This window comes from Priestia sp. D51, from assembly GCF_053345675.1.
Window position 1 is genome coordinate 472,285 of sequence record NZ_JBLTIR010000004.1, and the last position, 13,078, is coordinate 485,362.

A 13,078-nucleotide genomic window follows, 5' to 3' on the forward strand; every position below is an offset into this window, starting at 1 on the left:
CCTAACTCCCTTCTCCTATAAAACGCTTTCATATCATATTATGAGTGACTAGAATCTCATTGCTTTATGAGATTCTAGTGTCCTGTTGCTACTACATGTTTTCTACAACTCGACTTTCGTAAGGCTGCAGAACAATATCTTTAAATACTTTTACTTCTGGCGTATGGTTCATAAGGAAGTAATAACTTGTCTCTCCAAGCTTGCGAGGATATACTTCAACTCCATCTTCACTTTCCGTATGCTCAATCTGCTGCTCTGTTACAATATCAAGCGCCATTTTTTCAAACGTTTGCCCTTCAATTCCACAGCCTACATAATAAACCGTCCCGCGACCAAACTGATTTTTTGTTACCGCCGCTTGATTATAGAATGGATCATCATACTCATACAGCACTTCAGCTGTTACAGGCGTGATAATATCTCTCCACACGGACGCACTTGCTTGTTCTCCTTCATACGGTCCTTTTCCTTTAATAGCTGCTTTTTGAGTAGAAGACAGTGCTTCCACTTCATGAATTTCAATCCCTGTTATTTCTTTTACATATCCGGGCAGCGTCTGTTTAAAGTGAATATTATTTTGTTTGTCTTTAATGCCGGTTCTAAACGTAAAAATGATGACGCCTCCGTTTTCAGTAAATTCAGTAAATCTTTTACCTAGTTCTTTATCAATGATTTGCAAAGCTGGAACAACCAGTACTTTATAGCTTGAAAAATCTCTTGTAGCAGGAATAACATCAATAGGTGTATTCAACTTATAAAACGGTGTATACCCTCTAAGAAGCTCTTGCGTAAAGTCAAACCCTTCACTTTGCTGCTGAAAACGCCATGACCATATATTTTCATAGTCATATAAAACGGCAATCTCCGATTTAATATCAGACTCAAGCACATGTTCGTAATGAACGATTTCACTAAATAACGACTGAACTTCTTTGTAACGTTTTCCATAATGATTATCGTGACCTACAATTCCGTAGCAGTATTGCTCAGCTCCTCTTGTCATTCCGCGCCAGCGAAAATACAGCATATTCGTGCATCCATGAGCAAAAGCTTGATAAGACCACATTTTTGCCTGATTAGGTCGCGGTAGATAACCGATGATATCATGACCTTGAGCACCCATTAATTCCTCTACAATCCAGAAATTTTTATGTAACAAGCCTCTATTAAAATCATGACCTAGTGCAATATGAGCCGGGGTAATTGGCTCTGTTTGACCGCCCCATACCGGATAATTATCATAGGATACAAAGTCCATTACTTCTAGGTTTTCTTCATGATCGAACCATTTATCAAAAAAGCCTCCTGATACGTTCGTGGTCAACAGCTGGTGATCACCTTTATATTTCTTCACAATCGCTGTTTGTTCGTGAGCGTATCTGTTTAACGAAAAAGAGCGAAAGCGGGCCCAGTCTAGCTTTAACGAAGGGCTGTGTGTCGTAATTGTTTTTACAGGCATAGGCACTTCGGTAAAGTCGTTATACGTTTGTCCCCAGAAAATAGTGCCATACTTTTCATTTAACTCATTAATATCTTTATATTTTCTTTCCAAAAACTGCTGAAACTCTTTATGACATTGTTCGCAGTAACACATATCACTGCCTTCATGGCCAAATTCATTGTCAACTTGCCATGCTACGATTGCTTCTTCTGAGCAGTAGTGCTTTACTAGTTGTTCTGTAATCTGAGCGCTATACTGCCGGTAAAGAGGAGAATTAAAACAATATTGACGTCTTCCTCCAAATGCTCTGACCGCCCCATTTTCATCTTTTGATAAAATAGAAGGATGCTGCTTCGCAAGCCAAGCCGGAAAAGTGGCAGTAGGGGTACCAAACATAACGTCAATATTCTGTTTTTTAAGCTTATTGATAACGCTATCAAAAAAAGAAAAGTCATATTGCCCTTCTTTAGGCTCCATAAGATGCCAAGCGAACTCCCCTATTCTCACCATATTTGATCCTAACTCTTTAATACCTTGAATATCTTCTTCTATCATATTCTCTGGCCAATGTTCAGGGTAATAATCGACGCCGATGTACATTTTTCTCTACTCCTATCTATTTCTTTATTTCATTAAATGAACGTTTTGCTGTTACTTGTTAAGGTATTCTTGGAAACGGTGATCAAAAGCAAAAAAATCACATTTCCTGTCTTCATAAATAATTCTCTATTCAACTTTTAAGATACATACTTTCTAATCTTTTAAAACGCTTACAAGTTTATTTTATGAACTTTATTCAAAATATTCAATGGTAAAATTTTAGAGAAAAACATCCTTTTTTTGCTCTTTATTAAAATAAAGAATAAAACGCTTACAAAGACAAATGTTTTTATAATTCTTTTATATATCTTCCCTCACACTCCCCACATCCACATTTAGGTAATAAATTGCTTAGAAAACAATCTTCAAAAGTCATTTCTTTCATACATGTTATCTATCAATTAGTAAGAGTCATTTTACTTATCTATAAAATAGGAAAAATTCCAGAGCAGGTTTTTACCATTATTAACACATTGATCCTACGTTCACCATCACAACAAAAAAAAGACCGCACAATGAATCGATAATCTCGATTCATTGTGCGGATACTTCTTGGGCTAAAATACGTTTGTTCTACCTCTTACTTGCATCTGATTATGAACACGCCCTTTTACGGATTTGTATTCATGCAGCTGCCATTTATACAAAACTCTTCAAACACAGGGTTCTTTACATTCTCCATTAACAATTGGGTTGCAACATGCTGGAAATTAGAATGGCGAATTGTTAGGTTTGTAACGGGAGAACGTTCATAGGCTCGAATCCATAAGCCGTATTTCCCTCCATTGCTTTGCAAATTCTTATGAAGACTTTTTTACATAGAGCTTATAAGGTTACTAAGACGAATAGCTATCTTTAATGCTATAATTAGCGTCGGATGCGAAAGAAAAAAGTATCACTACAAGCATTTAAATCATACATAATCGCTGCACCTTATTTTCGCATCATTTAAAATAAAGGAATTTTAAAGAGAAAAGTGAATAGTATAAACATGCACTTTATTTACTATCTCTTTTTAATTTTCATATATTCATTGCTTTTAAAGGAGAGGATATCATGCCAGGAGCCACAAGCATGGTCGTAATCGGGATTACTGCCTTAATTGTATTTGGACCAAGTAAATTGCCGGACATAGGACGAGCATTTGGACATTCCCTGCGAGAATTTAAAAATGCAGCAGAAGGAATTATACAGGATGACGACAAAAAAACTCCAGAGGATACTACTGAAGATAAAGAGGAAAAAGCCTAATTTTTATTTAAATGAAAGTTATACAGACTAAAAAAGCCCACTTTTAACGTGCAGTGGGTTTCTTTTTTGATGTATGATAGTAAAAAATAGTAAAGAAAGAGGGTAACTTTTTGTTTAAATCGAAACTGCATTTTTGGACATTAGAACTATTAATGATTGCTTTACTGATTTACATTTGTAAACATATTTCGTTTGTTTTTCTACCAATCGGTGTGTTTATCTCCACTTTGTTTTTCCCTATTCTTGTAGCTGGTTTTCTTTTCTTTTTATTCGAACCAATTGTGTCATTTCTCACAAGAAAAAAAGTGCCAAAAACACTGGCCATTTTACTATTATACGTTGTTTTTATCGGCGTAATTGCTTCTATTGTGGGCGGTGTGGGACCTACCTTATCTAAACAATTAACTGATTTGGCTAAGAATATTCCGTCTTACATTGTAGAAACGAGAGAGTACATAAATGATTTATCTAACTCAAGATGGTTTAACTGGCTGGTTGAACAAAAATATGTGTCGCTCGATCATATTGAAGAGTCACTTTTAAACTACGCGTCTACTTTACCTACGAATCTCACAAACAGTATTTCATCTGTTTTAAGCGTCGTAACAAATATTACACTTACGGTTGTAACCGTTCCTTTCATTCTTTTTTATATGCTCAAAGACAGCCATAAACTTCGTAAAAATACGCTGCGTATGGTTCCTGCTTCTTATCGAAAAGAAACGTTACGTACAATGAAAGAAACAACAAATACGCTAGCTACTTATATTCAAGGCCAAATGCTCGTTTGTTTGTTTGTCGGTATTAGTACATTCATTGGTTACCTCATCATCGGGTTGCCTTATGCATTAATACTCGCACTAATAGGAGCCCTTACTAATATTATCCCGTACGTCGGCCCTTTTATTGGCGTAGCACCCGCTTTAATCGTAGGCTTATTATACTCTCCTACAAAAGCGATATTAGTAATTATTGTCGTCGTAATCGTTCAACAGCTAGATGGGAACATTATTTCTCCGCTGGTAATTGGAAAGAAATTAAACACTCATCCTTTAACGATTATTATTTTATTGCTTGTTGCGGGTAATATTGCAGGAATACTCGGAATGATCTTAGCGATTCCGGCTTATGCTGTAACAAAAACAATTGTGATAAATATTGTAAGAATGATTCAATTCAGAAACAAATCTATCAAGTTATAAAATGCAAAGGCAATACAATAAAAGGACCTTCTCTTGAAGGTCCTTTTATTATTCCATAGGTTCAGCATTCACACACCATAAGATGATTTCCATCTGGATCTTTAAATATAAACCAGTGATTGTGTTCAATTCCTGTCGTTAGCTCTACTTTTTTCTGTTTCATATACTCATAAGCTTCTTTGATATCGTTTGTATTCAAATGAAAAGCCGGTGTTTTAAAAAGCGTATTTTTTGAATAAGTTTTGCTATCTAATACAATTCCTGTTCCATTCATAGGTATCACATATAAATGATCATATAAAATGTCTCCATCTGCCGGCAAACCTAGCACGTCACAATACCAGTCTCGTGCTTTTTGTATATCTTCTACAGGAATAAAAATCGTGCCTACTTCATTTAATATAGGGTTCATTCATGACCTCCAGGGTATGTTTAGTAGTTTTAGAAAGTATTCTCTTTTAACCGCTGATATCCTTTTATGTTAAATTGCTTGCTATTCATCCAGTAAACTCCGCGGCAGAATTAGCAGTCTTGCGAACAGAGTTATCCTTCTTACATAAGCTACACAGCAAATGTATATACTTCATGACCAAATTTAGATTACGAAAAAAGAAAATAAGAAAATTCCCCCCTTCGCCCCCTTTGCACGTGTATAATGAAAAATAGACTATAGATAGTAGCCGTCTTTTGTTTGTGGCATCGAACTTTCGTGCATTACAATAGATTTAAAGCTACTATCCGACTAAGGATTAAAATGACTAACTTAAGATTAAGGAGGTTAGATGTGTATGGATTATTCATCTTTACTCATACGCGAAGTCATTGATAGAGTATCTAAATTACGCCTCTTATCCGTTTATAACGAAAGTATAAAAGGTGATTTAGAGAGCACCATCCTCCCTCTTTATCAGCAGCACTTTGAAAATAAGGATGTAAACGAAGCGTTGAGGATTTTAAAAAAAGACTTTCTCAATCGTACGAAACGCAGATGGTTAGATGCTGCTATACGCGACTATGAGCAAAAAAAGCCCAAGAAGAATAAAGAGCTGATTGGGGAATACAGAGCGCTAACAGCTTATTATAAAACAAACGGAAAAGAACTCTTTTGCAAACAGTTTGAAAACATACCGTCTCCGGAAGAAGTCATTAATAAACGAATTGATATCCTACGTGAATGGAGTCAAGAAGATAGCTTCTTCTTAACTGATTATCCTTATATTCATCAAAAAACCAAAACGCAGCGAGAAAAAGCAATTCATACGGATATATCTATTATTATTGGGCTGACTATACTGGACCCTAGCTTCCAAAACGGAAACCATAGTATTATTGAAAGCCCTTTTTCAACTGTAGAGAACCCTTTTTTCTCTAACTCAAGAGCAAAGCTTCTCGTCGAGCAACCCCTATTAGAGAAAGAAGGAAAAGAATATTTCTTAAGTACTTATAACTCTGAAGACGGGACAGATTACGAATTGTTAATAGAAAAAGAATACGCTGAAGAAAATGGAAATAAAATTAGTGATTTAGATCGGTTTGATTATAAAGTGTTTTTAGAGATCATGAGCCAACGCGACGAGTTGTTCGCTACACAAAAAATCATTAATGTAAAGATTGGTGACCTTGTGAAAGCACTTTATAAAACAGACAGTAAGCGCAACTATCAGATGATAGAAGAAAGAATTACAAAAATGAAGCACTACAGCATGTCAAAAGTACAGCATAATAAGACAATTGCCTATGGTATTTTTGACTTTGTGGATATTACTACGATGCCAAACGGAACGCGAATTGCTGAAATTCACGTCAATGAAGTGATATATAGAGACTATATTCAACGCCAAACGGTGCGTATTTACAAAAATAAAGTAGAAAAATTAAGTTTAGACGCCGCTTACCATTTGCTATTCGTTATGCAAAAAGAGCGTCTCATTTGCTATGAAACAAAATCTTCATACAATGTCACAAGAGATTATTTATATTTTTCGACAAGAGTCCGCTTTCGAAAAAGACGCAAAAAAGAAAACCTTGTCGAAATTGAAACAGCCTTAGATGAGCTAGTCGAACAAAAACTAGCTGTCCAATCTTATAAAAGAGTGGGCCAAGTGTTTCAGATTACCTTTATTCCTGTGGGAGAAAGTGAAGTAAAAGACTTATTAGCCGGTGATTACGAATATGCTCCCCTTTCTATCTATCAAAACGTAACAAGTTCTATAGGCTAAAAAAAGAATGCTCTTATGATCTTTATAAGAGCATTCTTTTTTTAGCCTACCATTAGTTACTGCATTTTTTGCTCCACATTTCCGTGCAAAAGTGTTTTTTTGCTCCAATTCTCCATATAAACATACTATTTCCTCTGCTGATATAGTTATTAAACTTCACCTTCCCTATCATTTTGTGAACTTTTTGTGTCTAAAAGAAGTGTTATAACTAATTTTTGCTCCAGGTTCCCGTGCAAAAGTGTTGTTTTTCTTTCTATACTGCATTTACTATAAGTTTGGCTCCAATCTTCCGTGCAAATATGCCACTTTTACATAATTTTTCTTGAGACAGCGACTTTCCCCCTTCGTTTTCTGCATTTTTTGCTCCAAATCTCCGTGCAAAAGTGTTTTTTGCTCCAGATTTCCGTGCAAACATGCCACTTTTTAAAAAAAGCGCGATTTTTTCTGCAAATGTTCATTTATTCTTTGTAAAAATGTGAACTTTCTGTGTCTAAAAAAGGGCATTTTTTTGTTTTATGTCCCTATTTTCCGTGCAAATGTGTCACTTTGTTGCCCAAATCTTTATTTTTATCATTTTTGCTCCTATTCTCCGTGCAAATATGTCATTTTTACATCAAATTTTTTTTTGAATTTTTCACATTACGTGTATTTCATCCGTCATAATACGACATTTGTCTTAAGAATGCTGTTTTATCAACGTTTATGAAATGTAACGCTATTTTTGCTCCACATCTCCGTGCAAATATGTCACCTTGTAAATAGATGTCTCGTCCCTTGGTATCACTAGTCTTTTAAAAAAATGCACCATTTTTCCGTGCAAATATGTCATTTTACAGCCTATATGACTGTGTCTATACTGTAAAAGATGACGTATATAGTTTTGGAAAGGAGGTAACTACATGAGTATACAAAAGCTGGCACTAAAACGGCACACTCTGATAGCAAACAAGCTGCTGATTGTCATGAGCGGTTTAAATAGAGAGACGAAACGAGACAACAGCTATTACTATGAAAAACATTCATTTGGTCTAGCAAAAAACTTTGTAGACATAAAGTGGACGGGTTCTCTGATGAAGCAAATTTTAGCTTACGTAGCCAAATGTAACAGCCAAGGTCATATTTCAATTATTTCTGAGCAAGAACTGGCTAATACAATCCAATGTTCCGTTCGGACCGTTCAAAATAATAATAAGCTTTTAGAAGACTATGACATCATTCGCTGGGATCGTTTATGGGGAGACTATATTCAAGTTTCTTTAAACAACTATTTAGAGGATTTTTTAGATTTACATATAAAAGAAGCTGCTGATGCTCAAAACATATCATATACTCCGGAAATGCTTGATAAAGATCACAATACATATACTTCAAAAGGTGGTTACACTTCTGTTTCAATGGAAGTGATTTATCAATTGCTGGCTATCAAAAATATTAACATGCTGCGCCTGGCTTTACGTGCTTTGTATGTATACGAATCTGATGTAAACGTAAAGAAAGATTCAGAAGCACTTTTATCTTACACTGAGGTAAAACACATTCTTCCAAAATACATTGGCTATAAAGCTGCTATTAAAGAAATGGCTAGTAAATTGAGTACAATTTTCCGTATCGATATACTAGAAAAAGATGATTGTGTCAAAACATTATTAGAAGAAAAGCAGCCAAGAAAATCAATTATTGAAAAAATCAAGGATGGTTTTATTCTAAGCTTTAATTTAACTGGTGCTCATGATAGTAAAAAACAAAAAGAAATCGAAAAGATCCGTGGAGAGCATGCATTTGCTCAGTTTAAGAATTTCTTTAAATCTTTTGGTCATTATTCAATTAAAAAGGAAGATATTCATTCCATTGTACATGAGTTCGGTTTAGATATAATTGAAAAATCATTAACGTCCGTTCAGCTTTACCTGCAACAAACTTACATAGAAGAAAGTATGGATGCATTTCGCCCTCTTGTGCATGAAATGGAGTCAAACTTCTTTACGTATATCCGCAAAATTGCCAACGGGTATTATCAGGCAAAAATTAACGCTCTATAATACTCTTTTTTGTTATGCCTTTTTTCCTCATCTCTACTCTATTTCCCTCCTACTCTTCTTTTCTCTTTAACTTACTAAAACATATTTGTCTCTCAGCTATAATAAATCTCTTTAAATGATAATGATTTTCGTTTTCATGAAAAAAATCAACTAAATGAACAAAAAATACAATAAATAAACGTTATTTTCCGATCGATTGCGTAGAAAATATGACTGTTATAAAAAAATCCTATATTTTTTCGTGAAAATTCTTGTTGTTAACTGCAGTTTTTTTGATTCCTTAATACCCCTTAAACTCAGTCAGCAGAAGGCTTTTACCAATATAATTTTTAACAATGTTTATAATCTCTTTAATTTCTTTTTAATCTCTTATAAATGTATAGTAATTTCTTTAAAATAAAGAGCAGCGAATAAATATAATTCATATATCTGGATGCATTAAATTAAAATATATAACTCACTGAAAAAAGCGATCCTATAAAATGGAAACTCTCTTTCTTACTTCATGTATCTGTATCACTTCATAAAAAAACACACAAAACAAATTCTTTACATCTGCTTTGTGTGTTTTTTTTATTTAGTAGGATTATATTGTTTAAGAACTTTATCACGTACATATTTAAGATGATGATACATTTTCTTGAATGCATCATCTGGGTCATGATTAGCTAACGCATTATAAATAGCGGTATGATGTTCTACAGTAAGTGCTGGTTCTCTAAAGGTAATTTCGCTATCTGTTTTTTCATGAGTGAAAAGCAGGGAATTAATCATACCTTCTACCACCGGATTATCCGCGCTAACAGCAATAATTCGATGGAATTCCTTATCCGCTGCACCGTAATTGTTATCTGTGCTCTTTTTTATTTCCTCGATCGTTTCTTTTAACTGGCTTAATTGATCATCGTTTATTTTTTCCGCTGCCATGGTTACTAAGCCCAGTTCTAGTGCCATGCGCGCCTCCACTACTGCAGGTAAATTATCGATTGATAACGCTAACATAACGGAAAAAGGATGTGCTCCTATTTTGTTATTAAAATACGTACCTCCACGAGTTTTTCGTGTAATTACACCAAGTACTTCTAATGCACTCAAGGCTTCTCTCAATACAGGGCGACTTACATTCAGTACGTCTAATAACTCCATTTCAGTTGGCAGTTTGTCTCCTGGCTTTAATTGCCCGCTGACCAATAACTGAATAATACGGTCGACTACTTGTTTTGCCAGCGTATTACGATTAACGGATTCAAATGACACTTTTTTAGTCGAACCACTCATCTTCATCCACCCTTTTCTGAATATTGTTTATTTGTAAGACTAATTATATCATATAGAATTTTTTTATGTATTACCAACCGCTACTTCTTAACTATTCTTATTTCTTGTCTACATAAGATTATGTATTAAACTGCTCGTTATTATAAAAACAGAAGCTCGAACAAAGACGTAGAATTGTTCGAGCTAAAAGCACCCTATAATTATTTTTGAAAAAATTTTTAACGTACCAGACAAGGACGTTTATTATCAAAGCTCCAATTTTTAATTAAATACTGCATAGCTTTTGAATCATCACGTGCTCCTAATTGCATTTTCTTATATAGCTGATGTGCTTGCTCGATTCGTTCTAAATCCACCTCTATGCCAAGTCCTGGTTTCTTAGGTACTGCTACTCTTCCTCCCTCAATTTTAAAAGGATCTTTTGTCAATCGCTGACCATCTTGCCAAATCCAATGCGTATCAATAGCCGTTATTTTTCCAGGAGCGGCAGCAGCCACATGAGTAAACATGGCCAGGGAAATGTCAAAATGATTATTTGAATGTGATCCCCATGTAAGACCCCAATCATGACACATTTGAGCTACACGAACTGAGCCTTGCATCGTCCAAAAATGGGGATCTGCTAGAGGAATATCTACAGCGTTTAACTGGATAGCATGCCCCATTTGACGCCAGTCTGTAGCAATCATATTCGTAGCAGTTGGCAGTCCAGTTGCCCTGCGAAATTCCGCCATTGTTTCTCTTGCTGAATATCCATTTTCGCTTCCGCAAGGGTCCTCTGCATAGGCCAATATATGATGTTTATTTTTACATAGTTGAATAGCTTCTTCCAAAGACCAAGCTCCGTTGGGGTCTAAGGTAATGCGAGCTTCAGGGAATTTTGCAGCTAATGCTGCTACCGCTTCTATTTCTTGCTCACCTTGAAGTACACCGCCTTTTAATTTAAAATCATTAAATCCATACTGCTGATGAGCTGCCTGTGCAAGTTTTACAATTGCTTCAGGAGTCAGAGCTTCTTCATGACGAAGTCGGAACCACTCCACTTTTTCATTTTCACCACCTAGATAGTCCAAGTCGGTTTTTTTGCGATTTCCAATATAAAATAAATAACCTAGCATTTCCACATATTCTCTTTGTTGTCCTTCTCCTAATAATGCTGCAACTGGTACATCAAGAAATTTCCCTACTAAATCTAATAACGCCGCCTCCAACGCTGTAACGGCATGAATAGTCGTCCGTAAATCGAATGTTTGAAGGCCTCGACCTGCCATATCTCGATCTTCAAATTTTTTACGTACTGTATTTAAAATGTTATTATAATTTCCGATTGATTGACCTACTACAAATGTTTTCGCATCTTCAAGCGTTTGACGAATGTTTTCACCTCCAGGTACCTCTCCCACCCCTGTGCTTCCGGTACTGTCTTTTAAAATAACAATATTTCGAGTAAAAAAGGGACTGTGAGCTCCGCTGAGATTAAGCAGCATACTATCATACCCAGCCACTGGTATGACCTGCATATCTATAATTTGAGGCGTAGACGATTTTTTTTCGTTTTGAATTTCACTATTTGTAAGGACATAATTGTTCATGATTTCCACTCCTAATTTAGGTTTTATTGTATCCGCTTACATATTAAACGTACTTTCATCCTTTGCGGGGATATTCTTTAGTTCTACTCGTTTAATCTCTCCCACTAAAAGAAGATAGCAGAGAATAGCTACAAGAGCGTTAGCGCCCACAAAAACCAATGCTCCATTAAAAGAGCCTGTTGCATTGACAATGTACCCAATAATAATAGGTGTTGTAATAGAAGCAATGTTTCCAAATGTATTAAAAAGCCCGCCACTTAAACCCGCTATTTCTTTAGGGGAAGTGTCAGCGACAACAGCCCACCCTAATGCTCCAAATCCTTTTCCAAAAAAAGCAAGTGACATAATTACTACAACAATCCATTCAGCATCTACATAATTGCAAGCAACCATGCTACAGGAAAGCAACATGCCAATAACGATAGGTGTTTTACGTGCAAACGTTAATGAACGACCTCTCTTTAAAAAGAAATCAGATACAATTCCCCCTAACACCCCTCCTAAAAATCCGCATATAGCAGGTAGAGAAGCAATAAATCCAGCTTCCAAAATTGACATTCCGCGTGCTTGAACTAAATAAACAGGAAACCATGTTAAAAAGAAATAAGTGAGCGTCGTAATACAATATTGTCCAATATAAACCCCTAACAACATTCTGCTCTTAAGAAGTTGTTTAATTTGATTCCATCCCGGGCCGGTATTTTTCTTTTTTTCTATTTTTTTATCATCCATATCAATGAGCCCGCCGCCCTGCTGGATATAATTTACTTCTCCTTTTGTAATGCGAGGATGTTTGCTTGGACTGTAGATCACTTTCATCCAAACAGCAGCTAAGATTACCCCTAAGACACCCATAATAATAAATACAAAATGCCAGCCGAACCTGTGAGTGAGCCATGCCATAATAGGCGAAAATAATACTAGTGCAAAATACTGAGCCGAATTAAAAATCGCAGAGGCTGTCCCCCGTTCAGATTTTGGAAACCAGGCCGCTACAATACGGCTATTTCCTGGAAAAGAAGGGGCTTCAGCTAACCCAACCATAAAACGAAGCGTAAATAAGATAATTATAGCAGCACCGCCACTAAAAAAGCCGATAAATCCTTGAAAAAAGGTAAAAATAGACCAAAAAAATACACTGCATGCAATGATTATCTTTGATCCGAATTTGTCTAAAAACCAACCTCCAGGAAGCTGACCAATTACATAAGCCCATCCAAATGCTGAAAAAACATACCCCATTGAAACTGAATTTAAGCCTAATTCTTTTTGAACAGAGTCTCCTACAATGGACAGCGTCGCTCTATCGGCATAGTTAATCGTTGTCAAAACGAAAAGCATAAATACGACAAACCAGCGTACATGGCTTTTTTTGCTGCTTCCCGCTTCCAATTTTGATTTAGCTTGCATAATCACCTATTCCATCCCCCTTTTATCGTCTTGTTCTTTTCCTATG

The 13,078-nt window shown here is 35.7% G+C and carries 9 protein-coding genes; 4 read left to right on the top strand and 5 right to left on the bottom strand.

The genetic code is table 11. The annotated features are described in order from the left end of the window. Positions 1–91: 91 nt before the first annotated feature. Positions 92–2,041, bottom strand: coding sequence for a beta-galactosidase (locus tag ACNHOZ_RS19175; protein WP_255900501.1), 1,950 nt, complete (start codon positions 2,039–2,041; stop codon positions 92–94). Between the two features lie 1,056 nt (positions 2,042–3,097). Between ACNHOZ_RS19175 and ACNHOZ_RS19180 the strand changes: the two genes are divergently transcribed. Next, the gene (locus ACNHOZ_RS19180) at positions 3,098–3,292 is read left to right on the top strand and encodes a twin-arginine translocase TatA/TatE family subunit (protein ID WP_033578725.1); all 195 of its coding nucleotides are present in this window, start codon (positions 3,098–3,100) and stop codon (positions 3,290–3,292) included. Positions 3,293–3,402: 110 nt separating this feature from the next. Next, on the top strand, positions 3,403–4,494 hold the full coding sequence (locus ACNHOZ_RS19185; RefSeq protein WP_025751972.1) for an AI-2E family transporter: 1,092 nt from the start codon (positions 3,403–3,405) through the stop codon (positions 4,492–4,494). 61 nt (positions 4,495–4,555) lie between these two features. Here the strand turns inward: ACNHOZ_RS19185 and ACNHOZ_RS19190 are convergent, their stop codons facing one another. Next, positions 4,556–4,906 carry a VOC family protein gene (locus ACNHOZ_RS19190; protein ID WP_063247246.1) on the bottom strand — a complete coding sequence of 117 codons (351 nt, stop codon included), beginning with the start codon at positions 4,904–4,906 and terminating at the stop codon, positions 4,556–4,558. Between the two features lie 376 nt (positions 4,907–5,282). Here ACNHOZ_RS19190 and ACNHOZ_RS19195 point away from each other — a divergent pair, with 376 nt between their 5' ends. Together ACNHOZ_RS19195 and ACNHOZ_RS19200 are read left to right on the top strand one after the other, a co-directional pair. After that, entirely contained in the window at positions 5,283–6,713 is a 1,431-nt protein-coding gene (locus ACNHOZ_RS19195) for a hypothetical protein (RefSeq protein ID WP_028413700.1), read from the top strand. An 899-nt stretch (positions 6,714–7,612) separates the two neighbouring features. Then, entirely contained in the window at positions 7,613–8,752 is a 1,140-nt protein-coding gene (locus tag ACNHOZ_RS19200) for a hypothetical protein (protein WP_221833504.1), read from the top strand. Positions 8,753–9,325: 573 nt separating this feature from the next. On the opposite strand, the gene ACNHOZ_RS19205 is transcribed toward ACNHOZ_RS19200, so the two are convergent. The 3 genes from ACNHOZ_RS19205 to ACNHOZ_RS19215 all read right to left on the bottom strand — a co-directional run bounded on the left by ACNHOZ_RS19205 (position 9,326) and on the right by ACNHOZ_RS19215 (position 13,032). Then, positions 9,326–10,030 carry a FadR/GntR family transcriptional regulator gene (locus ACNHOZ_RS19205; RefSeq protein WP_045289477.1) on the bottom strand — a complete coding sequence of 235 codons (705 nt, stop codon included), beginning with the start codon at positions 10,028–10,030 and terminating at the stop codon, positions 9,326–9,328. A gap of 218 nt (positions 10,031–10,248) precedes the next feature. Continuing rightward, a complete protein-coding gene (gene gudD / locus ACNHOZ_RS19210; protein WP_063247244.1) occupies positions 10,249–11,622 on the bottom strand; it encodes a glucarate dehydratase in 1,374 nt (457 codons plus the stop codon). A 36-nt stretch (positions 11,623–11,658) separates the two neighbouring features. Then, the gene (locus ACNHOZ_RS19215) at positions 11,659–13,032 is read right to left on the bottom strand and encodes an MFS transporter (protein ID WP_063247306.1); all 1,374 of its coding nucleotides are present in this window, start codon (positions 13,030–13,032) and stop codon (positions 11,659–11,661) included. Between the last annotated feature and the right edge of the window lie 46 nt (positions 13,033–13,078).

Coding starts and splice junctions, on each gene's coding strand:
- ACNHOZ_RS19175 (WP_255900501.1), bottom strand. CDS start 2,041: ATGTACATCGGCGTCGATTATTACCCTGAACATTGGCCAGAGAATATG.
- ACNHOZ_RS19180 (WP_033578725.1), top strand. CDS start 3,098: ATGCCAGGAGCCACAAGCATGGTCGTAATCGGGATTACTGCCTTAATT.
- ACNHOZ_RS19190 (WP_063247246.1), bottom strand. CDS start 4,906: ATGAACCCTATATTAAATGAAGTAGGCACGATTTTTATTCCTGTAGAA.
- ACNHOZ_RS19195 (WP_028413700.1), top strand. CDS start 5,283: ATGGATTATTCATCTTTACTCATACGCGAAGTCATTGATAGAGTATCT.
- ACNHOZ_RS19200 (WP_221833504.1), top strand. CDS start 7,613: ATGAGTATACAAAAGCTGGCACTAAAACGGCACACTCTGATAGCAAAC.
- ACNHOZ_RS19205 (WP_045289477.1), bottom strand. CDS start 10,030: ATGAGTGGTTCGACTAAAAAAGTGTCATTTGAATCCGTTAATCGTAAT.
- gudD (WP_063247244.1), bottom strand. CDS start 11,622: ATGAACAATTATGTCCTTACAAATAGTGAAATTCAAAACGAAAAAAAA.
- ACNHOZ_RS19215 (WP_063247306.1), bottom strand. CDS start 13,032: ATGCAAGCTAAATCAAAATTGGAAGCGGGAAGCAGCAAAAAAAGCCAT.